General features: G+C 35.9%; 23 protein-coding genes. 14 read left to right on the top strand and 9 right to left on the bottom strand.

The window, feature by feature from the left end; genetic code table 11:
- Positions 1-92 precede the first annotated feature (92 nt).
- The 4 genes from OMO38_RS16990 to OMO38_RS17005 all read right to left on the bottom strand — a co-directional run bounded on the left by OMO38_RS16990 (position 93) and on the right by OMO38_RS17005 (position 4,178).
- Entirely contained in the window at positions 93-344 is a 252-nt protein-coding gene (locus OMO38_RS16990; protein WP_264751382.1) for an acyl carrier protein, read from the bottom strand.
- A 6-nt stretch (positions 345-350) separates the two neighbouring features.
- Complete coding sequence (locus tag OMO38_RS16995) at positions 351-1,571, bottom strand: beta-ketoacyl-[acyl-carrier-protein] synthase family protein (RefSeq protein WP_264751383.1); 1,221 nt, start codon at positions 1,569-1,571, stop codon at positions 351-353.
- Positions 1,572-1,622: 51 nt separating this feature from the next.
- Positions 1,623-2,354 (bottom strand): 3-oxoacyl-ACP reductase FabG, encoded by a 732-nt coding sequence (gene fabG, locus OMO38_RS17000; RefSeq protein ID WP_264751384.1) that lies wholly within the window; start codon positions 2,352-2,354, stop codon positions 1,623-1,625.
- A 306-nt stretch (positions 2,355-2,660) separates the two neighbouring features.
- The gene (locus OMO38_RS17005; protein ID WP_056075783.1) at positions 2,661-4,178 is read right to left on the bottom strand and encodes an HAL/PAL/TAL family ammonia-lyase; all 1,518 of its coding nucleotides are present in this window, start codon (positions 4,176-4,178) and stop codon (positions 2,661-2,663) included.
- An 83-nt stretch (positions 4,179-4,261) separates the two neighbouring features.
- Between OMO38_RS17005 and OMO38_RS17010 the strand changes: the two genes are divergently transcribed.
- Positions 4,262-5,506 (top strand): NAD(P)/FAD-dependent oxidoreductase, encoded by a 1,245-nt coding sequence (locus OMO38_RS17010; protein WP_264751385.1) that lies wholly within the window; start codon positions 4,262-4,264, stop codon positions 5,504-5,506.
- 34 nt (positions 5,507-5,540) lie between these two features.
- Here the strand turns inward: OMO38_RS17010 and OMO38_RS17015 are convergent, their stop codons facing one another.
- Both OMO38_RS17015 and OMO38_RS17020 read right to left on the bottom strand, forming a co-directional pair.
- A complete protein-coding gene (locus tag OMO38_RS17015; RefSeq protein ID WP_264751386.1) occupies positions 5,541-6,137 on the bottom strand; it encodes a hypothetical protein in 597 nt (198 codons plus the stop codon).
- Between the two features lie 95 nt (positions 6,138-6,232).
- On the bottom strand, positions 6,233-7,525 hold the full coding sequence (locus tag OMO38_RS17020) for a phenylacetate--CoA ligase family protein (protein ID WP_264751401.1): 1,293 nt from the start codon (positions 7,523-7,525) through the stop codon (positions 6,233-6,235).
- Between the two features lie 406 nt (positions 7,526-7,931).
- Here OMO38_RS17020 and ileS point away from each other — a divergent pair, with 406 nt between their 5' ends.
- From ileS to OMO38_RS17080, 12 genes are all read left to right on the top strand, one after another.
- Complete coding sequence (gene ileS / locus OMO38_RS17025) at positions 7,932-11,330, top strand: isoleucine--tRNA ligase (protein WP_264751387.1); 3,399 nt, start codon at positions 7,932-7,934, stop codon at positions 11,328-11,330.
- 59 nt (positions 11,331-11,389) lie between these two features.
- On the top strand, positions 11,390-11,770 hold the full coding sequence (locus OMO38_RS17030) for a TraR/DksA family transcriptional regulator (protein WP_047443777.1): 381 nt from the start codon (positions 11,390-11,392) through the stop codon (positions 11,768-11,770).
- Positions 11,771-11,857: 87 nt separating this feature from the next.
- A complete protein-coding gene (locus OMO38_RS17035; protein ID WP_242802644.1) occupies positions 11,858-12,103 on the top strand; it encodes a DUF6576 domain-containing protein in 246 nt (81 codons plus the stop codon).
- A gap of 58 nt (positions 12,104-12,161) precedes the next feature.
- Positions 12,162-12,359: a DUF2683 family protein gene (locus OMO38_RS17040; RefSeq protein WP_229982769.1), complete on the top strand. Its 198-nt coding sequence runs from the start codon at positions 12,162-12,164 to the stop codon at positions 12,357-12,359.
- Positions 12,359-12,997 carry a lipoprotein signal peptidase gene (locus OMO38_RS17045; RefSeq protein WP_264751388.1) on the top strand — a complete coding sequence of 213 codons (639 nt, stop codon included), beginning with the start codon at positions 12,359-12,361 and terminating at the stop codon, positions 12,995-12,997. Before OMO38_RS17040 ends, OMO38_RS17045 begins: the two co-directional genes overlap by 1 nt.
- A gap of 128 nt (positions 12,998-13,125) precedes the next feature.
- Positions 13,126-13,770: a SanA/YdcF family protein gene (locus tag OMO38_RS17050; protein ID WP_264751389.1), complete on the top strand. Its 645-nt coding sequence runs from the start codon at positions 13,126-13,128 to the stop codon at positions 13,768-13,770.
- Between the two features lie 214 nt (positions 13,771-13,984).
- Entirely contained in the window at positions 13,985-14,776 is a 792-nt protein-coding gene (locus OMO38_RS17055; RefSeq protein WP_264751390.1) for a hypothetical protein, read from the top strand.
- A 48-nt stretch (positions 14,777-14,824) separates the two neighbouring features.
- Entirely contained in the window at positions 14,825-15,538 is a 714-nt protein-coding gene (locus tag OMO38_RS17060; RefSeq protein ID WP_264751391.1) for a hypothetical protein, read from the top strand.
- Positions 15,535-16,395 carry a hypothetical protein gene (locus OMO38_RS17065; protein ID WP_264751392.1) on the top strand — a complete coding sequence of 287 codons (861 nt, stop codon included), beginning with the start codon at positions 15,535-15,537 and terminating at the stop codon, positions 16,393-16,395. The genes OMO38_RS17060 and OMO38_RS17065 overlap by 4 nt, the downstream gene beginning before the upstream one ends.
- 113 nt (positions 16,396-16,508) lie before the next feature.
- Positions 16,509-17,681 carry a hypothetical protein gene (locus tag OMO38_RS17070; protein WP_264751393.1) on the top strand — a complete coding sequence of 391 codons (1,173 nt, stop codon included), beginning with the start codon at positions 16,509-16,511 and terminating at the stop codon, positions 17,679-17,681.
- A gap of 65 nt (positions 17,682-17,746) precedes the next feature.
- Positions 17,747-18,313 (top strand): hypothetical protein, encoded by a 567-nt coding sequence (locus OMO38_RS17075; RefSeq protein WP_264751394.1) that lies wholly within the window; start codon positions 17,747-17,749, stop codon positions 18,311-18,313.
- Positions 18,314-18,331: 18 nt separating this feature from the next.
- Positions 18,332-18,772, top strand: a complete 441-nt coding sequence (locus OMO38_RS17080) for a hypothetical protein (protein WP_264751395.1) — start codon at positions 18,332-18,334, stop codon at positions 18,770-18,772.
- Here the strand turns inward: OMO38_RS17080 and OMO38_RS17085 are convergent, their stop codons facing one another.
- The 3 genes from OMO38_RS17085 to OMO38_RS17095 form a co-directional block, all read right to left on the bottom strand.
- Positions 18,773-20,131, bottom strand: coding sequence for a hypothetical protein (locus OMO38_RS17085; protein ID WP_264751396.1), 1,359 nt, complete (start codon positions 20,129-20,131; stop codon positions 18,773-18,775).
- 64 nt (positions 20,132-20,195) lie between these two features.
- Positions 20,196-21,116 carry a helix-turn-helix domain-containing protein gene (locus OMO38_RS17090; RefSeq protein ID WP_264751397.1) on the bottom strand — a complete coding sequence of 307 codons (921 nt, stop codon included), beginning with the start codon at positions 21,114-21,116 and terminating at the stop codon, positions 20,196-20,198.
- A 94-nt stretch (positions 21,117-21,210) separates the two neighbouring features.
- Complete coding sequence (locus tag OMO38_RS17095) at positions 21,211-22,584, bottom strand: hypothetical protein (RefSeq protein WP_264751398.1); 1,374 nt, start codon at positions 22,582-22,584, stop codon at positions 21,211-21,213.
- Positions 22,585-22,737: 153 nt separating this feature from the next.
- Here OMO38_RS17095 and trpS point away from each other — a divergent pair, with 153 nt between their 5' ends.
- Positions 22,738-23,706, top strand: a complete 969-nt coding sequence (gene trpS / locus OMO38_RS17100; RefSeq protein ID WP_264751399.1) for a tryptophan--tRNA ligase — start codon at positions 22,738-22,740, stop codon at positions 23,704-23,706.
- The last annotated feature ends 46 nt before the right edge of the window (positions 23,707-23,752 follow it).

Below are 23,752 nucleotides of genomic sequence, written 5' to 3' on the forward strand. Positions count from 1 at the left end.
ACTAATTTAACAATGTAGCAGTGTAACAATGTAACAATACCTTACAAATGGGTAAACTGATACATTGGTAGATTGTTACATTATTTTTATTGCTACATTTTTAAGGATATTTTATTTTCGATTGTCGAGTAGAAATCGTTGAAAGTGATGATGTCTTTGAAATCGGCTTCACCTAATTTCACACCAAAATTAGATTCGATGACTACCACCAAATCAATATAATCTAAACTGTCTAAACCCAAAGTCTTCTTGAAGTGGGCATCATTGCTGATCTCATCGCCATCTACCTCAAACTCATTGATTAAAAAATCATTAGCAATGGCAACAATTTTTTCTCTTTCCATGTTTTTTTATTCAAATTTTTTAACGATCAATGCGGAATTGGTTCCCCCAAACCCGAAAGAATTCGACAAAAATACGTCAATTTTTTGATTTTTAGTTTCGGAGATTAAATTTATCCTTTTTGCATCCTCGTCAGGATTTTCCAGATTGATATTCGGAGCCACAAAACCGTTCTGCATCATCAGGATGGAGTAAATCACTTCACTCGCTCCTGCCATCCAGCATTCGTGACCGGTCATCGATTTGGTCGAGCTTACCGGCACTTCGCTTCCGAAAATTTCGTGAATGGCTTTTGCTTCGTTGGAGTCGCCGATTGGTGTTGAAGTCGCATGGGCATTAATGTAGTCGACATCTTTTACTTCCAGACCGGATTGTTTCAAAGCTCGGTTCATTGCCAAAGCAGGACCGTCGATATTTGGGGTAGAAATATGTCCGCCATTTGAAGAAAAGCCGTAACCAACGATTTCCGCAATGATTTTGGCACCTCTTTTTTGTGCTGACTCTAAACTTTCCACAATTAAAGATGCTGCTCCACCACTTGGAATTAAGCCGTCTCTCCCTGAGTCGAAAGGCCTTGAAGCTTTGGTTGGTTCGTCTTCTCTCACTGAAAAAACGCCCAAACCATCGAAGCTCGCCATTGAATATTTATTGGTTTCCTGAGCACCGCCACAAACGATGATGTCCTGAAAACCGTTTTTGATCATCATATACGCCAATCCCAAAGAATGAGAACCGCTTGCACAGGCCGCGCTGATGGTTAAATTGATTCCTCTTAATTTAAAAATAGTAGAAAGATTCATCGTCACCGTAGAGTTCATCGACTTAAAAATCGCTCCTGAACCCATCAAAGTGGTATCTTTTTTCTCTCTTGCGATGTCGATTGATTCTACGACTGCTTTAGAAACGCTGTCGTTTCCGTATAAAATTCCGACTTCGTTTTGGTCTAAGAAGTCCTGATCGATATTGGCCTGTTGTAAAGCATCGAGTGTTGCAACGTAGGCATACTCACTCTCTTCGCCCATGCTGACACGCTGGCGTCGGTTGAGATGATTTTTAAGATCGGGCTTGGGAACCACGCCGCTAAGACCTGATCTGAAGCCAAACTCTTTTCTCTCATCCACTAAAACAATTCCGGATTTACCTTGATACAGGGATTCTTTCACTTCTTCCAAAGAAGTTCCGATGCAAGAATAAATTCCCATTCCGGTAATGACTACCCTATTTTCCATTCTACAAATTCAAGATTTAAAATTCAAAATTTAAAATTGCAACTGTAAATTTTATGAATAAATTCCTCCGTTAATATTAATAATTTCTCCTGTGATGTAGGAAGATTTTTTCGAAGCTAAAAATGCAACCAAATCTGCCACTTCTTCCGCTTCACCAAATCGGTTGGCTGGAATCATCGCTTTCAGTTCGTCTTCATTGAAATCCTGCGTCATATCGGTTTTGATGAAACCTGGAGCGACTGCATTCACGGTGATATTTCTTTTCGCAACTTCCTGAGCAAGAGCTTTTGTCACTCCGACCAAAGCGCCTTTTGCCGCTGAATAATTGGTTTGTCCGGCCGTTCCTTTTACTCCCGAAACGGAAACCATATTGATAATTCTGCCGTATTTGTTTCTCAATAATTTCTGAATGAAGAAATTGGTCACGTTGTAAAAACCATTTAAACTCGTGTTAATCACCGAGTTCCAGTCTTCACTTGGCATCCACATGAATAATCCATCTCGAGTAATTCCTGCATTATTGATGATGACCTCAACAATAGATTTTGGATTGTTTTCCTGCCATTCGTTTAAAACTTTCTGAGTTTCCTCAGCATTTCCTACATCGAATTTAAGAATTTCTCCTGTAGAACCCAACTCTTCAACTTTGGCTAAAGTTTCCTTTGCTGCAGCTTCATTTGAAGTGTAGTTGATGAGAATATGATAATTTTTTTCTTCTGCCAGTTTTATACAGATTGCTCTTCCGATACCCCGGGAACCACCTGTTATGATTGCACATTTCATGTATATGTCTTAGTTTGTGAATAATTTACAATAGGTTTCCGCCTATTTTATTAAATCGTCCCTTTGGAAATTTAGAAATGTTATCTGTAATTTTTTTCCGTGGGGTTTATTTGATATTGAACCCCTTCAGGGTTCTGATTTTATTACCGATTTCGTTTCCATAGGTTTGCACCTATGGTTATTTAAATTGAACCCTTTCAGGGTTCTGAATCGTTAACGATTAGTTCCAAAGGTTTCCACCTACGGCTACTGATATTGAACCCTTCGGGTTCGCAGTTTTCAATATTTAATTTGTGCGGATGGTCTCTATTTTTTAAGATAATCTTTTACCTTTTGCAAATATGGATACATCACCATATCATCTGAAAATGCAGGAATCAATTGTCTGATATCATCGTACAGTTCTTTCGTTTTCGATGAAACTTTATCCTGATAGCCACAATATTCAATTGCCTGTACAACAGTTATCGCTTCGATCGCCAACACTTCAAAAGCGTTTTCAATCACCTTTCTGCAAATCACCGCAGCATTCGTTCCCATGCTTACAATATCCTGATTGTCATTATTATTAGGAATACTGTGAACATACATTGGGTTCGACAGCATCTGGCTTTCCGCCGTTGTTGAAGTCGCCGTGAACTGAACGCCCTGCATCCCGAAATTGAAACCTAATTTACCTAAATTTACAAAAGGCGGCAAGATTTCGTTGATTTTTGAATTTAAAAGGTAATTCAGCTGTCTTTCTGCCAACATCGTCAGTTTTGTAACAACTATTTTAAGCTTATCCATTTCCAGAGAAATGTAATCTCCGTGGAAGTTTCCGCCATGGTAAACGTGTTGATCTGCTACGTTGATGATCGGGTTGTCGTTTGCGGAGTTGATTTCGTTTTCTAAAACTTTCTCTGTAAATTCCAATGTATCTAAGACAGGTCCAAGAATTTGCGGAATACATCTCAAAGAATAATATTCCTGCACTTTCTCCTTAAAAACCTTTTCCTGCTCCTCAAAATGAGTGTATAAGTGGTCAGCTCTTTTTCTGATCAATTTACTGTCAGACAAATGAGCACGCATTTTTTCTGCAATTTTCTGCTGTCCGGCATGAAGTTTCGTTCCATTCAATACTTCTGAAAAATGATCATCGTAAGCCTGAACAATTTCGTTGATTGCACAGGATAATTTTAATGAAATTTCAGTTAACTGATTGGCTTTGTAAGCATTTACAATACCAATTCCAGACATCACGGAAGTTCCGTTCATTAAAGCTAAACCTTCGCGAATTTCAACCTGAATCGGTTCTAAACTTTCAATTTCAAAAACATCTTTGGTTGATTTTCTTTCGCCTTTATAAAAAACTTCGCCTTCACCAATTAATACTAAAGCTAAGTGCGCCAGCTGAACCAAATCACCGCTTGCTCCTACTCCGCCGTGTTCAAAAATCAACGGTGTAATATCTCTGTTAATTAATTCTTTAAGCAAATTTACAACAGATTCGTGAACACCAGAATTCCCTAGTGACAAAGTGTTCAATCTTGCCAACATACAGGCTTTCACCTCATCTGCAGGAAGCGGATTTCCGATACCTGAAGAGTGACTTCTGATTAAATTATACTGCAACTGATGCGTATCTTCATCACTGATTTTGAATTGTGCCATCGGCCCAAAACCGGTATTCACACCATAAATTACTTTATTTTTTGAAAATTCTTTAAGAAAAGAGAAACTTTCATTCACTCTCTGGAGAAGTGATGGATCTAATTCTATGCTTTCGTTTTCAATTATAATTCTCTGAAAATCTCTCAGTTCTAAAAAGTTATTTATTTTCATCAATTAAAAGTAATAGATATAATTTTGTAAAATATAATTAATTGTCACTAATTTTGCGCAAAGATAAAAGTTTTATTAAACAAATGGACAAAGAAATTGTTGATGTTTTAGTAATTGGAGCTGGGCCTTCCGGATGCGTATCTTCTGCTTATCTGAAGAAGAATGGGATCAATGTGAAGGTGGTCGAAAAGACAAAATTTCCGCGGCTTGTGGTGGGTGAAAGCCTTATTCCACGGGTGATGGATCATTTTGACGAGGCCGGATTGTTTCCTGCACTCGACAAAATGGGCTTCGAAAAAAAACTAGGCGCACGTTTTATGCGTGGCAATGAAGTCTGCATCTTTGATTTCAGCAACAAATTCGGAGAAGGCTGGGACTGGACCTGGCAGGTCCCGAGAGCTGATTTCGACAATACTTTGGCTCAGGAAATCATCAAAAAAGGTGTTGATCTTGAATTTGAAACCGAAGTAATTGGGATTGAATTTAACGGAACTGATTCTATCACCACCGTAAAGAACAAAGACGGAAAAACGAAAGAAATCCATGCAAAATTTGTGATTGATTCCAGCGGTTACGGAAGAGTTTTACCAAGACTTTTAGATTTAGAAAAACCTTCAAAACTATCTCCGCACTCAGCGATTTTTGCTCACGTGGAAGACATCAACAGAGAAGAAGGCGAAGAAGGAACTTTGATTTCTTTTGATATTATTGAAACTGAAGTCTGGCTTTGGGTGATTCCTTTTTCCAATGGAAATACGAGTGTAGGAATTGTCGGACCCACTGAATATATTGACAGATTATCTGAAAACGGCGATGCTGCGGAGGCGTTGAGAAAAGCAATTTCACTATCAGATTATTATGTTAAACGTTTCGGAGATGTAGAATTTTTATTTGAACCGAGACATTTGAAAGATTACTCATGTTCGGTTAAAAAATTATTTGGAGACGGATTTGCGTTGACGGGTAATGCGTCAGAATTTTTAGATCCAGTTTTCTCCTCAGGAATGGCATTTGCCACAGAAGGCGGAATGACGGCGGCAAAATTGGCAATCCGTCAGCTAAACGGTGAAAAGGTAGATTGGCAGACAGAATTTGCAGATTACATTTTATACGGCGTCAACGTTTTTACAACGTACGTGAAAGAATGGTACACCGGAAATCTTCAGGAATTATTTTTCCACCAACCTGAAAATCCTGATGTGAAAAGGAAAATCTGCGCAGTTCTCGCCGGATATGTTTGGAATAAGAAAAATACTTTTGTGAGGATACATGACACAGCGGTTGTCAACTTAGCCAATTTTATTAAAACAGAAAAAGAAAAAGCATAACAAAACGGTCTGAAAATTTTCAGACCGTTTTGTTTTATTTTAAAGCTTTCTTCAGTTCTTTTCCGAACTCTTTTCCCGTTTTTTCGTAGGCTGCGGAAATTCTTCCGTACTCCATTCCGTAATCAACTTTGCTACCAGTACCTTCAATTTTATCACTTTTTAATGTTGCTAAAACATTTGAAGGATTTGCAGTTTCCACGATTGTAATTTCTGCAGACAGTTTTCCGGGTTGCGTGACGAAACCTTGCCATCCGGCATACATCCATTTTGGATGAATGATTAATGTGTATTTTGTTTCAACGTTTTGGCTGAATTTTATTTTCTTTGATTTATTTAAACCTTCAATAAATTTTTCCGTCCAAATAGTTTCTACATGCTGTTCCCAAGTATCAATCCAGGTTTTCCATGCAGCTTCACCTTTTTTGGCCACTGTTTCTTTATGTCTTCTGTCCAGATATTCAGTTTCTGTAAAATTTTCAGCCTGAAAAAGAGGACTCCCGTAATTACGTTCAACATTCACTTCGGTCTGACCTTTCAGAAAACTCAGGTTTCCCGATTCGATCGTTAATTTATCTTGAGCGAGAATTGTCGTGCTCAATGCAACGAACAGAAAGAAAAATATTTTTTTCATAATTTAAAATTAAGATCGCAAATATAATATGTGAAAAGAAAATTCACTTTAAACAAACGATACTATTTCCAACTTATTTGAATAACATTTAAAATTTATCTTAAATCTAAAAATGTAATTGGCTTTCGGCTGTTAGGATTAAAAACCGTTTTAGACAAGACATCAAAATCAACTATTTCAATTTTTGGGCTTACTCTTAATTTTGCTCTGAAATGATCACGAACTTCGCCTTCAAAACTTTCGTCTTCTCTTTCTGTGCTGAGTTTAATTATAATTTCATCTAAACCAATTTCATTCGACTGAATTACAATCTGGTAACACAAAATTCCGTCAAAATCATTCAGAATATCATTCATTGCAGGCGGATACAACGTTGTACCTTTATATTTAATCATCTGCTGTTTTCTGCCAACAACCGGACCGAGTCTCATCGTATTTCTGCCACATTCACAAGGTTCATAATGCGCTTTAACTAAATCTCCCGTTTTAAATCTTAACAGAGGCAAAGCTTCGACGCCTAAAGTAGTAATCGTCAGTTCGCCGCTTTCACCCTCTTTCACAGGATTTTCTTCTTCATCAAGAATTTCTGTTATAATCAATTCAGGATGCTGATGTCCACCGATCTGAAATTCACATTCTGTAAATGCGGTGCTCATTTCTGTAGATGCATAAGTGGAAAATAATTTAATATCCCACTTTTCCTTAATCTTCTGCGAAAGAATATTATCTGAAAAATCCTGATTTTTAATACTTTCACCAATGCAGACCGCGCCGATAACGCTTGAATTTTTATAATCAATTCCGTTTTTCTCAGCGTAGTCGATCATTTTTAAAAGAAAAGAAGGAACTGTAATTAAATATTTTGGCTTATATCTGAAAATTGAATCCCATTGCAGTTCCGGAATTCCGGGTCCCATTCTGATGACACTTGCTCCCATTTTTCTTAAACCTAATAGATAGGCGAGCCCAGCGATGAATCTTTTGTCAATGGTCGTAATCATCTGTACAACATCACCTTTCTGAATTCCTGCACAGGCAAGAGATATCGCTTCGTTGTAAGCAATTCTTTCCATATCATTTTCAGAAAGACCGAAAGTTACCGGATCGCCCAAAGTTCCGGAAGTTGTGCTGTAATCAACGATTTGAGTTTGGGAAACACAGAAAAAATCATCATTGTTCTGCTGAATATCATTCTTCGATGTTGTCGGAATTTTCTGTAAGTCTTCTAAAGTATGGACATCAGAAATCTGAATATTATTTTCTCTGAATAATTTCTGATAAAATGGTGAATGCGCTTCTAAATATCTCAGAAGTTCATGAAGTTTTTCTTCCTGAAACTTTTTGATGTCCTGAATGCCTGATTTCTCGATGAGAGGGAAGAGTTCCAATAGTTTAAATTTAGATGACAAATTTATTTAATTTAAAATTAAAAGTTGGATGGAAGTTTGTTCCCACAGATTGCACAGATTTTCACAGATTTTAGATTCAGAAATTTAATCTCAAAAATCTCCGTAATCCGCAAAATCTTCGAGAGTAAAAATAAGTTTTGGCTAAAGCCAATACGATTCGACGATATTAAAAGCGGGCTAAAGCCCGCTCCTATTGATATGCTAACAAGATGTTTAAATCATTACGTGCGAAAATTCACATTTAACCATTCACAATTCACTGCTTTCACCCTCACAATTTTCGCAAACTTTTCAATAAACCCAATCAAAATAAAACATATATTATAAACCGACAAAAATCACTAAATTTGCCAACTTGATTAATCAACGAAATTGAGAAATTACAATGAGCCAATTTAAAGAATATAAAAACCTCAACCTGATAGACGTAGCCGAGAATGTTGCGGAATTCTGGAAAGCCAATAAAACCTTTGAAAAAAGTGTTGAAACCCGTGAAGGAAATCCTGAATTTGTGTTTTACGAAGGTCCGCCTTCCGCAAACGGAATGCCCGGAATTCACCACGTTATGGCAAGAGCGTTGAAAGATATTTTCTGTCGTTACCAGACTCAGAACGGGAAACAGGTTTTCCGTAAAGCGGGTTGGGACACGCACGGACTTCCCGTAGAATTAGGAGTTGAAAAAGAACTCGGAATTACGAAAGAAGATATTGGCAAAAAAATTTCGATTGAAGATTACAACCAGGCATGTCGTGAAGCAGTAATGCGTTACACGGATGTCTGGAATCACCTGACCGAAAAAATCGGTTATTGGGTAGATTTGGAAGATCCGTACATCACGTACAAATCAAAATACATGGAAACCGTTTGGTGGTTGTTAAAGCAATTGTACAGCAAAGATTTGTTGTATAAAGGTTACACGATCCAGCCTTACTCTCCGAAAGCGGGAACTGGACTTTCTTCTCACGAAGTAAACCAGCCGGGAGCTTACCGTGACGTTACCGATACGACGATTGTTGCGCAATTCAAGACACTTCCGGAAACATTGCCTTCATTTTTACAGGGATTTGGAGATGTACATTTCTTAGCCTGGACGACAACGCCTTGGACTTTGCCTTCGAACACTGCTTTGACGGTAGGACCGAAAATCGATTATGTTTTAGTAAAAACATTTAACCAATATACTTTTGAGCCGATCAATATTGTTTTGGCTAAAGCTCTAACTGGAAAACAGTTCGGTAAAAAATTCGTTGAGGGAACTGACGAAGATATCGCCAATTATACTTCATCAAGCAAAACCATTCCTTTCCAGATTCTTGGAGAATTCAAAGGTTTTGATTTGGTTGGAATTAAATATGAGCAGTTATTGCCATACACTTTACCTTACCAAAACCCTGAAAATGCTTTCAGAGTGATTTCGGGAGACTTTGTTACCACTGAAGATGGTACAGGAATCGTTCACACGGCGCCAACTTTTGGTGCTGATGATGCGAAAGTTGCCAAAGAAGCGACCCCTGAAGTTCCGCCGATGTTGGTTTTAAATGAATTCGGAAATCCGGTTCCATTAGTAGATTTACAAGGGAAATTTACTTCTCACATGGGAGATTTTGCAGGTAAATATGTAAAAAACGAATATTACGATGCCGGAACAGCACCAGAGAAGTCTGTTGATGTAGAAATCGCTATCCGTTTAAAAGAAGAAAACAAAGCTTTTAAAGTTGAAAAATATGTTCACAGTTATCCACACAGCTGGAGAACAGATGAGCCGCTTTTATATTATCCGTTAGATTCATGGTTTGTGAAAATGACGGCGGTTAAAGACCGTTTGGTAGATTTAAACAAAGAAATCAACTGGAAACCAAAAGCTACCGGAGAAGGACGTTTTGGTAACTGGCTGGAAAACGTTAACGACTGGAACCTTTCCCGTTCAAGATATTGGGGAATTCCGTTGCCAATCTGGAGAACTGATCCTTCCACAGGCTCAGCACAGGAAGAAATTATTATTGGTTCTGTTGAAGAGTTGTACAATGAGATTGAAAAATCTATCGCAGCTGGATTCATGACAGAAAATCCGTTCAAAGGATTTGAAATAGGAAATATGTCTGAAGAAAACTATTCTTTGGTTGATCTTCACAAAAATATCGTTGACAAGATTGTTTTGGTTTCAGAATCAGGAAAAGCAATGAACCGTGAAAGCGACCTGATCGACGTTTGGTTTGACTCAGGTTCTATGCCTTACGCTCAGTTGCATTATCCGTTTGAGAATAAAGAATTAATTGACAACAATAAAGCATTCCCTGCAGATTTCATTGCAGAAGGCGTTGATCAGACCCGAGGATGGTTCTACACACTTCATGCAATCGGAACAGCAGTTTTTGACTCGGTTGCTTATAAAAATGTAATGAGTAACGGACTTGTTTTGGATAAAAACGGTCTGAAAATGTCAAAATCTAAAGGAAATGCGGTTGATCCGTTTGAGACTTTAGCAGTTTACGGACCGGATGCTACACGTTGGTACATGGTTTCGAATGCCAACCCTTGGGAAAACCTGAAATTTGATATCGAAGGAATTGATGAAGTGAGAAGAAAATTCTTCGGAACGCTTTATAATACCTATTCATTCTTCACTTTATATGCAAATGTTGACGGATTTAAATATTCTGAAAAAGATGTTGAAAACCGTCCGGAAATCGACCGTTGGATTTTATCTGAATTGAATCTTTTAATTAAAGAAGTTAAAGCATTCTACGAAGATTACGAGCCGACAAGAGTGGCAAGATCAATCAGCAATTTTGTGAATGATAACTTAAGTAACTGGTACGTAAGACTGTGCAGAAGACGTTTCTGGAAAGGAGATTATTCTGATGATAAAATTTCTGCATACCAGACTTTATATACCTGTCTTGAGACTATTGCGAAATTATCGGCGCCAATCGCTCCGTTCTTTATGGATCAGCTGTATCAGGATTTGAACGCAGCTACCGGAAAGGAAACTTTCGAATCTGTTCACCTGACAGATTTCCCTGTTGCTGATGAAAGTTTAATCGATCAGGATTTGGTTGAAAAAACGCATTTAGCTCAGAATATTACGAGTATGGTTTTCTCTCTGAGAAAGAAGGAAAACATAAAAGTACGTCAGCCTTTACAGAAAGTTTTGATTCCTGTTTTGGATAAGAAAACTGAGGAGCAGATTTTAGCGGTTTCAGAATTAATTAAGCAGGAAGTTAATGTTAAAGAATTACAGTTAATAAATGCCGAAGAAGCATCTCATTTAATTGTAAAACAGATCAAGCCGAACTTCAAAACTTTGGGTTCAAGACTTGGAAAAGACATGAAAATGGTTGGGAATGAGATTTCTAATTTCACACCAGAGCAAATTTCGTCTTTAGAAAAAGAAGGAAGAGTAGAAATCCAGGGATATGAGATTACAACTGCTGATGTAGAAATTTCAACGAAAGATATCCCAGGATGGACGGTAACTTCTGATGGAAAAACAACTGTGGCATTAGATTTGACACTAACTGAAGAATTAAAATCTGAAGGTATCGCAAGAGAGTTTATCAACAGGATCCAAAATCTTAGAAAAGAGAAAGATTTTGAATTAACAGACAGAATAAGCATTATTTTGGAAGAAAACACACCGTTTTTGGAACAAATCAAGCAAAATGAGGAATATATTTCATCTGAGGTCTTGTCAAATAAAATAGAAATTGTATCTTCACTTTCAAATTTTAATGAAATCGACATCGATGACCTTAATTTTAAAGTAAATGTTGAAAAAAATTAATATTTAGTTATTGTTTTTTCAAAATCCATTTCATAAATTTATTAAAAAAGAAAAAGACAATGCAAGACGAAAGAGTAAGATACAACGACTCTGATTTACAAGAGTTTAAAAAAATAATCAGAGAAAAAATAGATAAAGCAGAGAAAGATCTGCAACTGATCAGAGAAAGTTTTATCAACGATCAAAACAACGGAACTGATGATACGTCGCCTACTTTTAAAGCTTTTGAGGAAGGGGCAGAAACGTTGAGCAAAGAGCAAAACTCTATTTTGGCAGGAAGACAGGAGAAGTTTGTAAGAGATCTGAAAAATGCTTTGATCAGAATTGAAAACAAAACATACGGTGTGTGTAGAGTAACCGGAAAACTAATTCCTAAGGAAAGACTTTTGGCAGTTCCACACGCGACTTTAAGCATTGAAGCTAAAAATATGCAGAGATAATTATTTTTATCTTATTTTTGTAAATAATTAATTGGGTTTATATGATGTTTTTATAACATTGTATAAACCTAATTTTTAATTATATCTATGAGTGAATATTTGATTTTAGGAATTATCCTTGTGGCAGTTTTATGGTATTTTAACCGAGACAGAATCAAAAACAGATTTTATCCCGACAAACCTAAAAATCTGACCATCGATCAACAGTTCAATTCAGACAAGCGAGAAAGGGAAAAAGAGATCGACAGACTTCTCAGTAAAATGGGTAAGAACGGAATCAATGACCTGTCTGCCAAAGACAGAAAAAGATTAGACGAACTTTCAAAGCATTAACAGTAACAAAAAACGTTGATAAGCACCAGGCTCAAACATCGTTTCAAATAAAATTAAAATGGAAGCATTAATTGTACACCCAAAAAACCAAATGGAGCTGAATGCGCTGAAAAGCGTAATGAAAGAAATGGGAATCCGCTACGAAAAATTTCACACAAGAGGGGCAAAAACTCAGACATTCGAACCCCGCACTCCTGCGGTGAAAAAAGATAAGCCTGCAAGAAACTTTAAAGACAAACCAAAGCCGAATTTGTAATGAAGAAGATTGCACTTATCACTTTCCTTATTTTATTGATCGATCAGGCATCGAAAATTTATATTAAAACCAATTTCAGCCTTAATGACAGTGTTTCTGTTTTCCCTGGTTTTAAATTAACTTTTGTTGAGAACCCCGGAATGGCTTATGGTTTTCATTTTGGTGGAATGCTTGGCAAATATTTTCTGGTAATCGTCCGTATTTTCTTAATTGGCGGGATGGTTTATCTGTTTAAAAAATGGTTGGCAAGAGGTGAATCTAATTATCTGATTATTCCAATGGCCATTATTTTCGCCGGAGCTATCGGAAATCTATTAGACGGAATGTTCTACGGATTAATCTTCGACAGCGGAATGGTGTATGACGAAAGCGTCAATCAGTGGATTGGTTATGGCGGAGTGTCTAAACTTGTTCCTTTCGGTGAAGGTTATTCAACATTTATGAAAGGCTGCGTGGTTGATATGCTTCATTTTCCTTTAGTTGACTGGACGGTTCCTGACAGCTGGCCTTTAATCGGCGGAAAACACTTTGAATTCTTCAAATATATTTTCAATGTTGCTGATTCTGCGATTACCGTAGGTGCTGCATTATTATTAATATTTAGAAAGAAAGCTTTCCCGAATGGATTAGAATTTTAAAATATTTTATATGTAGATCCATATTGTCTTTTAAAGGGCATATTTAATCCCATAATCTTTATCGGTTTTTGTGTTGCCAACTCACGGGGATTTCATACTTTTATCAAACCTACAACGGTTTAAAATGTATGAAAAAATTAATAAAAAATACAATCAAAATCTTCCTGCTGCTTTTCGTGGCAGGAATTATTTTTGTTATTTGGTCAAACTTTACGATTAAGGATCAGACGAAAAATTTCGTTACTTCAGATATTTCCAGGCTTCCCACCGAAAAAACCGGACTTCTGCTGGGCACGAGTAAAACTTTATCCAACGGAAATCCCAATGCCTACTTTTTTAACAGAATAAAAGCTGCTGCAGACTTATATAAATCCGGAAAGGTTCAAAATATTATTGTAAGCGGAGACAATTCTCAAAAGGATTATAATGAACCTGAGGAAATGAAAAACGAACTGATCAAAGCCGGAATTCCTGCAGAAAGAATCTTTGAGGATTTTGCAGGTTTCAGAACTTTGGATTCGGTTTTACGGGCGAAAGAAATTTTCGGACAAAATTCCTACATTATTATTTCTCAAAAATTCCATAATGAGAGAGCTGTATATCTTGCGAGAAAAAATGGAATTAGAGCATTCGGCTACAATGCTGCAAATGTAAATAAATATGCAGGTTTTAAAACCAATGCACGAGAAAAACTGGCGCGGGCAAAGGTGTTTTGGGATTTTATATTTGAGGTGGAACCGAAATTTGGTGGGGAGAAGATTCTGATTCCTTAATATAGCCATGAAAAGTTTTCAGCTGTTTATTGTACTATTCATTTTCATTTCCTGCAAAAAGGAAAACATTTACTATTATTCAGATAATAAGCAGATAAAAGATAGCACAGTAATTCGTTTCATTGATAATGAATTGATAAAACTGAAAATCAATACACAGGAAAAGAATTTGAAAATTTACACCACTTTAGATTAAACTTCATACAAAACCAATTTGGATTCTATACGAAATAAAATTTTTGAAAATGCTTTAACTTACAATTTTAAACCTGAAGATAAAGAAGCTTTTGATGAATGGTTCCGGGAAAAAATCATTGTTGTAGATAACAAAACAAGAAGAGTAGTAAATTTCTATAGTTCATTCAAAACCAAAAAAAATGATCGAAATGATATTTCAATTGGTGGCTTAAGAAAATTAATCAGAATAGGAAGTGCACTTAACGAAAGTCCAGATTCAGAAATCGCAGAGAATTATTTGTACCACCATTCCTATACATCAGGAAAAGAATTGGAAATAAGCAAAAAAGAAGTTCAATTCTTATCAAATTTCAATATAAATAATCTGAAAACAGAAGGGTATTTTAATAATTACATTTCCTTTTTAGATGCTCTCAAATTATTTCAAACTTATAATGATGGTATATTAATAGATCCGTTCATCATTAAAAAGGTTTTAAATAAAGACGAAGTTGCTTATTCTCACATTAGTAGGTCGAAAGAAATTTTCAGTCAAAATGCTGTAGATAAAATTCAACAATGTCTACGAGATTATAAAGGAAATTCTTTTGCAGCTTTTACAAACCAAATTGAAAATACAGAAAATTTAATCTTTTTTGGAACAATTTCAGACACAAATCTAATTATTAATGACGGTAAATACACTTATTTAATCTATAATTTTTTTGCTATTATTACCGATCTTAAAAAAAAGAAATCAAAACAAATTCCTTATTTCTGGATGAAAAAAGAAGGAATCAATTATTATAACTCAGTAAGGAAAAAGTAAAATTAATATTATAATTTCCTCTGCAAAAACTTCCAATAACTTGAAATAATGAGCGTATTCACCTATCATTTAGTAAAAACAAATTATATTTCTGCGCTTAAAATTCTTCTGTTTCCACCGAAAAAAGAAAATATCCCTGGGTTAATTCACGCAGAATGTATGACTGCAATGACGCTTGGCTCTCCTATTCTTTCACCTTCACGAATGCTGATCCGGCAGATCGCCGTATTTGCTCAATGGGAAAATGAAAGTGATGTTGAAAATTTTTTAACTGAAAATAACTTAGGAAAAATACTTGCGAAAGGTTGGCATACGAGGTTAACTTTTATGCGAAAATGGGGCAAGTTTAATAAGTTTGAAATTCCGGATGAAACTTTAGAATTTGAAAATCCGAATTCTCCTGTTGTCGCAGTAACAATTGCCCGAATGAAATTTCTGGAAATTCCAAGATTTATCCGCTGGGGAAGACCGGTTGAGAAATTGGTTCGCGACCATCCCGCAACTACTTTGTCTCTGGCTTCGATTAAATTTCCAAATACCGTTTCCACTTTTTCAGTTTGGAAAACACAGAAAGAAATGACAGATATGGTGCACGGACACAGCAAAGTTCCACAACCTGAAAGACATGCCAATGCGATGAAAGAAAGAGACCGGAAAGATTTTCATTTTGAGTTTACAACCCTTCGCTTCAAACCGATCGCAGAATTTGGTGAATGGAACGGACGGTGCAATATTATTCCCAATTTAAAAAAGGTTAAATGAGATTTGCTTATCCGATGCAGAAATTCCAGGATTGGGTAACTCAGCAATGGGTAATCTTGCGTGGAAAGAAAATTAATCCCGAAGATTTTCCGTGGCTGATAGGTCCCTTTGGAAATTTGGATGCAATTGGTAAAGATTATATCCATCAGTTTGCGGAAAAGCAAAACTTAATTATTCAAAAAGACTCAGAATCAAAAGGCATTATTCCCTCAATGCAGAAACTGAATTTGTCTGAAACTGAGTTCGAAAATCTATCTGAAAGTGTCATTCAATTCTATGAAAACACAGACGGTCACCATTTACAATTTTCTGTACAGTGGAATCCTTTTTTCAAATTTTTCGGGATTTTACTTAATAAACTGTTCAGCAACAGAATCAATCAGCTGAATATTCCGACGAAAAATATTGATGACTCTGAATCTTTAAAAAGCGAGATCATCAATCTTGCCGATCCTGTAACCAACGAAATCAAGTACACATTTTGGTTCCGTTCCATTCAATCTACCGGACAGGTTATTTATTCCGGTGTGTACGGAATCAGCACTTTGCCTTCCAGAAAAACCTGTGTGAAAGCTGTTTTTCCGCTTCCAAATGGAAACGCAACTGTTTTGATGAATCCAAGTGTTGGAAAAAATGGTGAATTGATTTTAGATTCTTCAGGGGAAAAATTTGGAGACGCAGGATTTTATTTTTTGCTGAAAGATTCTAAGGGAGAATACTGGTCGCAGTTCATCAGTTCGTTTCGGGATAAATTAATTATTGGTTCGGAAAACGATTTGATTCTTGCTGAACAAACTTTGACGCTTTGGCATTTGAAGGTTCTGGTTTTTAATTATAAAATTAAAATGAAGAATTAGGTTTTAAAAATCAAATTCACAAAACCGTAAGCAATTATCCAATCTTCAACCAAAATTTGATTAGATGAAGATTTTAGTAGAATAATTTCGTTACTTTTAAAGTCTATATTACGATGAAGAAAAAAACTTATCTGATTTTATTAATTTCCTTATTTCTGTTTTCCTGCAAAGACAAAGCGGAGAATGAAGATTTCAAAAAAACTGAGGATTACGCTGATATGGTGCTCGGAATTCCGCAGGCACAAATAGATTCTATCCAAAAAAGTGAAGCGAAAAAACAGGTTTTTTTGAAGAAAGTGTCTTACGAATTGGACTCCGCAACTTCTGTTGATTTGATGCTTCCGATGAGCAATTATCTGAAGGAATATTCGTTTTCGAGCGACATCAATGTGACTGACCCAAATTCTACTGCGGAAATAAATGAAGCTGAGATACCAATGAGTGTTGGCGTTCAAAATCCGTTTTCTGAAGGTGACTCAGGAGAAGTTTTGTTGATCGGTAAATCATCAAATCCCAATGTTTTTCCTGTTTCTGACATCAAAAAATTCAATGAAGCTGAAAAAATTCTATTTGAAGACAAAAATGCTTTGTTATTTATAGATGGGTTTGGAAGAAAGAAATTGTTTTACCGACAGTATAATCCGGTAAATTCCACGTATTATCTCTACACCGCCGAAGTTCCGAAATATAATGACCAGAAACTTCAATACGCTTCCTTATTTTCGATCTATATAAAAGCACAAAATCTGTTGGCTTTTGATAATGAAAGTCCGGCAGAAAATATGACTTGGGAAAAAATCAAACCAAGCCTTTCCGAAACTGAACTGAAAAACTACGGCGTTTACTACAAATCGATGGCAAAGGAATTGAAATATTTCTTGAAAGACAATGACAGCGTCAACATCAACCGAGACAAGATGCAGTTTTACCTCTATCGGGATGAAGATCATAGCAAGAATACTTTTGACCAAGTTACGTCTCTAGCAAACTCAGAATATTCTGGAATATTTTACGACCTTAATTTTGAAAATCGATTACATAAAGGTTATTTCCGACAAATGTATAGTATTGATGATCAGTTTCGATTTATTAAAAAAATAAGTGACCAATCGATTTTAGTAAGTGCGACAAGAAGCGGATACAATTCTGATGACTCTAATTATTACATCATCAGTTCCATCAAAACCGAGAAAGGTCAATTTTATCTCATCAGCCCAACCAACGAAAATGGAGATGATTTAACTTCTTTGATGAATGATTATTTCAGTAAACATTTAAAAATATAATTGTTTGCTTTTGGCGGTTTGCTTCTGGCTTTTAGCTTTTTACTAATGTCCTAATATTAAAAATTATGCTCAAAATATTTCAATTATTTTTAACTCTAATTATATTTTCAATCGTCATAATCTCCTGCAATCCCGTTGGAGAGACAGTTTCCGAAGAAAAACCGCTGGACGACCAATTGGTCAACACCACAGAAAACATTGATTTGAAGAAAGGCGACGTTCTTGTGATTTGGGGGAAAATGGATGCATCATTTCTGGAGAATAACAATGTTCCCTCTTTTCGCTTGAACTACAATCTCAGCTTGAATGGAAAAACCATTGAAAACTCTACTGTGACGATGTTTGCGGTCAATTATAAAATCATCAATTCTACGCACGAAGTCAGAAAAGAAGAAAAAGAAGAAGAGGAACAAACTGAGAATGAAACGTCTGATGACGAAAATAATTCTGAAGAAACGCCAGAAGAAAAACCTGAAAAAATAGTAAAATCCGATTGGACTTTTGAACAAGAAGTGATTCAAATTCCAATTGAGAAAGACGGGAAATATACTTTAGATTACAAAGCCAGCAGTGATAGTGAGTCGGCGAGAAGTATGTTTACGAAAGTGGCTGTGATATTGAGAAAGAAGTAAATTTTAATTTTATTCATAATGAGCAGAATTAACATCAAAACTTTTTTGCATACTCTAATCGGAACTATCATAATTTCTTGTGCTAATTCAAAATTTGACAATACAAACAAAAATTCAGAATTAAAATTGATTAAAACTGAAAAGTTGGTTGATTACAAGCTATTGAGTTATTCGCGTGCAGTTGATACTTTTATGGTTGTTGCGAAAAATGAAATTGATGAAAAATGTATTCGAGAAAATCTCATCTATATATCAATACAAGGCAATAGAAGAATTGAAAAGCTAAAAGATAAAAATGGAAAAGAAATTTCTTTTGTTTATTCTATAAAAGGTGGAGAAAATAATCAACAGAAAATATTGACTGGCTCTGGAAAACCTAATGATTCAACTAGAAAAATCAATTCTTATAATTCGTATCCGTATGTTGTTGAAATATGTAAACCCCTGAAAACTAAGTAATCATTTCTTATTCAACGTCTCAAAAGCAATATAATAAATCCCGTAAAACACAATCGTCATCAGAATCATCGCAATGGAAAAAGTGTGTTTCACAAAATCCAAAACATAGTCTTTGAACATAAATTGCTCGTCATAAATCCCGCTGTAGAAAGGATAAACATTAATCATCGTTATAAGTCCAGCAAGAATCAAAGGGAAAATCCAATTGTACTTTTTGATGTAAGCGACAATCCAGAAACTCGCAATATAGATGGAACTCAGCAAAAGTCCTTCCAGCCTTTTATCGTTATCAAGGATGTCATTTTTATAGAAAAACAGAATCAAGACAGATGCGATGATCAAGTGAATCTTCTTGGCTCTTTCGAAGTTTGATGGGGAAAGGAATTTTATTTTATCATCAAATCTTATCATTAATAAAGAAATAATGTTAATCACGGGAACCCAAACCGAGCTTCCAATTACGCCGTAATATTTCTGTTTCTGAAGGCTTCTTTCCTTCAAAAATTGACCTACAAATCTGGAGCAAATCACGAACAATGCAATGACAGCAATATTGTTGAGCCAACCAAAAACCGTCAACTTTTCTCCGAAGAAATCGAGCTGGAGGGAAACTGCATTTTCAATCAAATAAGCGAAACCGAAAATCAAACAGCTGATGGAAATCAAAATTGAAACGCCAAAATATCGGTTGGCAAATTGTAAAACCTTGCTTGAAAAATGGTAGATATTTTCCCGATTGATGACACAACCTGTCAGAAATAAAAAGGCACCCAAAAACGCAATACTTCTCACAGAAGTCAAAGCATAATAAATAAAAGTCAGGATGAATTCAACAGTTTTTGAACTGAAAGTCCCCGTCGAAATCATTTGCTCCACGATTCCCATATCAGAATTGTAGAGCGAAAACAGACCGAGATTCAAAAGGAATATTTTTCCAAACGCCCATTTTCCAGTCACTACTTCTTCCACCAAATATCGTTTGCTCAAAATAAAAATGGCCAGCAATTCTATAATCAAATATGAATATTTCCGAATCGTCCCAGAATTGACAATGGTTTCAAAAGGAATATAATAATCCAAAAAATTCCGAATCTCCTTCATAAAAAAGAAACACAAAACCAACAGAGGAAGCGCCATCACAAAGGATTTCCAACGCTTGTTGATAACAAAATACCAAAGAAAAAACAAACAGTGAAGCGCAGAAGAGAAGAAGTCAAAAATCTTCGCCAACGAAGAATCTTTTTGCTCGGGATAAAAGAAATTGGTGATAAAATCCACACCTACAAAGATTGCCAGCAAAATCCATAACCTTTGGATGGATTTAAAAATCTTCGGCGATAAAACGTCGTTGTTCTCCATTTGTGAAATTCTTTCCACTAATATAAGAATCTTTTTAATGTCTTAAGGATTTACTTTCAAACTCTCATTGATACTCTTTCCTGAACTCACTCGGCGTTTCCGCTGTCTGTTTTTTAAAGAAATTCACAAAATGTGAAGATTCTTTAAAATTCAGTTTAAAAGCAATTTCCTTAACTGAAAAATCGGTTTGCTGAAGCAAAGTTTTGGCGTTGTGGATAAGCTTTGCATCCAAATGTTCTTTGGCAGATTTTCCGGTTTCTGTTTTTAATTTAGAGCTTAGATAATTGGGATGTACTGCGAGTTTAGAAGCGAAATAGGCAATATTGTAATCTACATTCTCCAGATTTTGAGAATCTTCGTGAAGCAATTTCAGGAAACGGTTGCTCAGAGAATCTATTTTTTTTGACTCATTGTTTTCTTCGTCAATTTCTAATGAATATTTGCTGTAAAGTCTCTTTATCTTCATATAAAAAATAAGAATTGCCGAAGCCATCATTTCCAGTGAATCACTTTTTATTTCCGATTTATATTCGTCATTGATGTAATGAAAAACTTTTTCTAAGTCTGTCATTTCATCATCAGTAATCACAATCGGAGCGGACTTTTCTGCCTGAAAATATTCAAAAACCGAGATAAAATGATTTAATCTCAAATGTTTTTCGACAAATTCATGAGAAATAATGACAGCGTATTCTAAAATATCGTCATCCACCATTTCACAGGAAACGATTTGATTTGGTGGTGAGATAAAGATCGCAGGCGCTTTCAGGTTTTCCTTCCATTGACCAATTCTCATTACACCTTCACCTTTTAGAAGTAATTTTATGGCATAAGAATTATGCTTGAAAGGCGGAACTTCCAGCGATGGATGCGTCCAAAGTTTATCTAAAACATCTACATAAAGCCCGTCGTATTTGGATGGCGGCATATTTGCAGCCTTGAAAAAATCATCGTGGGTTGCGAAGAAAGGTACCTCATTTTCCATGGCGAAAGTTTTAATTAAAGTTACATATTATTTAACAAAAGCGAAATATGGACAAGAAAATCTTATCCATATTTCCGCAAAACACAAATGATATCTATTTTAATGTAATCCTTTCAAGTTTTTCTAATCTCAGTTTTAAATCAATAATTTCAGATTGCTGTTGCTTAATCGTTTCTTCCTGATCAAAAGCATGAAGATATAATTCCTCAATTTTTTCCAGTTGCTGAATGCTTAGTTGCGTCATATCAACATCATAACCGTCTTCTGATTTTTGTAAATCTTTGATGGAAACAATTCCCGGCAAGTGATGATTTTCTTTAACGAAACTTTTAGTTTCTTCTAAATTTTTAAAATGATAATCAGGTTTAATGATCGAATTTCCGGTAAAATATTTCTCGAAAACATAGTCAGGATAAGTATTTGAAGTCGTTACAATGCTTCCGTTTACCTTCAATTTTTGAGTTCCTGTAAAGGTTTGTTGATTGCCATAACCAACACTTAAATTATTAACAATATTAAATCTTCCGTCGCCAGCAATTTCCGCTCGGTACTGGCCGTTCGCTCCACCACCAGTTGACGTAAAAAAACCAATCGGTGCAGCAGCATTCGTGCCACTGGTTCCAAGTGATAATGAAGTTGAACTTGTACCTGCAGAAATTTGAGCCGCTGCGTTTGGGTCTACAAAAAACTGCATTCCGCTTGTACCAGCTCTCATAATAAAATCAGCTCTTCCCGTACTGGCTAAATGCGCAATTGAGGCTCCACCTGTATCGTTAGAAAACCTCGTTGTTCCGGTTACTCCTTCTAGATAAAGTCTATATCCCGCCATTGTCATCGTCCGGTCACCGGTTAAAGTTCCGTCGCTGTTGTAAATATTTTTAATGGAAACCGGCGTACTCGCAACACCATTGACGGTAGTTGTTAAAAAGTTGGTCGCTGAAACGGTATTGCTCACAGATTTTACAAGATTTACACTTGTTCCTGTGACACCGTTTACCGTGGTCGTTAAAGTATTGCTGTTTGCTGCAGAAGTATTGCTTACAACATTCACTGCATTTGTCGTAGTAGAAATACCGTTGACGATGGATGTTATCGTATTAATCGGATTAGAAATTTCATTTGTTGTGATGCCGCTTCCGGCTGAAGACTGAAAAGCAACCCATTTTGCTAAAAGAGAATCATAATAATAGTAACCAGATTTAGTAACATCTACCGTCTTTGCTGTTGTAGGAGAAGCTGCGGAAGTTGCATATACAAAAGCTGCATTTTGATTTGGTCCGTACAAACCGTCTTTCGATTTTAGTTCGTTTCCGGATAGTCTAGGCGCGATAATTCCATCGATCTTAGATAAATCTGCAGCCTTTGCTGTAACATCTAGGGTAGCCTTAGGATCTGTGGTATCAATTCCGACTTGCGAATAAATGGTCACAAACGCAAGGGAAAAAATGGTAATAAAAATTTTTGTCATTAATTTGTTTTATTTTGCAAATTTCCCAAAATCAAAATCCCAGATCATTGCAATAATCATATTAAGAATTGCAAATTTTAAAGGTGATCAATATTTGGATGAATAGTATTCATTTAAATTTTGCCTATTTTTGCATAAACAATTTTAAAACAAATGTCAAGAATTCTTACCGGCATACAAGCCACCGGAACTCCGCACCTTGGAAACCTTTTGGGTGCAATTATTCCTGCAATTGAGCTCTCAAAGCAGGCAGGAAACGAATCATTTTTATTTATCGCGAATCTGCATTCACTGACGCAGATCAAAGATGCAAAGGAGCTTAAAAACAATACGTACGAAATTGCTGCAGCATGGCTTGCCTGCGGACTGGATACTGAGAAAACATTCTTTTACAGACAGAGCGACATCCCTGAAACCTGTGAACTTTCCTGGCATTTATCATGTTTTTTTCCTTATCAGAGATTAACTTTAGCACATTCGTTTAAAGATAAAGCAGACCGTCTGCAGGACGTTAATGCAGGTTTGTTTACTTATCCGATTCTGATGGCTGCAGATATTTTACTGTATGACGCAGAAATCGTTCCTGTAGGAAAAGATCAGCTTCAGCATTTGGAAATTGCCCGTGATGTAGCCTCAAGATTTAATAATCAGATGGGTGAAGTTTTGGTTTTGCCTCAGGCTGAACTGCAAGAAGACACCAAATATGTTCCCGGTGTGGATGGTCACAAAATGTCAAAATCGAGAGGAAACATTATCAATATTTTCTTACCTGAAAAAGAACTAAAAAAACAGGTGATGAGTATTGAAAGTGATTCAAAAACACTGGAAGAACCGAAAGATCCTTCGACTGATAAGACTTTTGCAATTTACGAATTGATTGCAACTCCTGAACAGACTGAAGAACTTAGAGCGAAATATTTAGCCGGAAATTTCGGTTATGGTCATGCTAAAAAAGAACTTTTAGAGTTAATTCTTACAAGATTTGAAAAAGAAAGAGAATTGTTTTCTTACTACATGAACAATCTTGATGAGTTGGAAGCAAAACTTCAGGAAGGAGCTGTTAAAACGAGAGCAATTGCTACTGAAACCATTAGAAGAGTAAGAGAAAGTTTAGGAATTTAATTTAAAATTTCCTCTAATACAAATAGTTTCGGCGGCACCTTTGGTG

The sequence above is a fragment of the Chryseobacterium kimseyorum genome (assembly GCF_025971945.1).
In the GTDB taxonomy this organism is placed as follows: Bacteria; Bacteroidota; Bacteroidia; order Flavobacteriales; family Weeksellaceae; genus Chryseobacterium; species Chryseobacterium kimseyorum.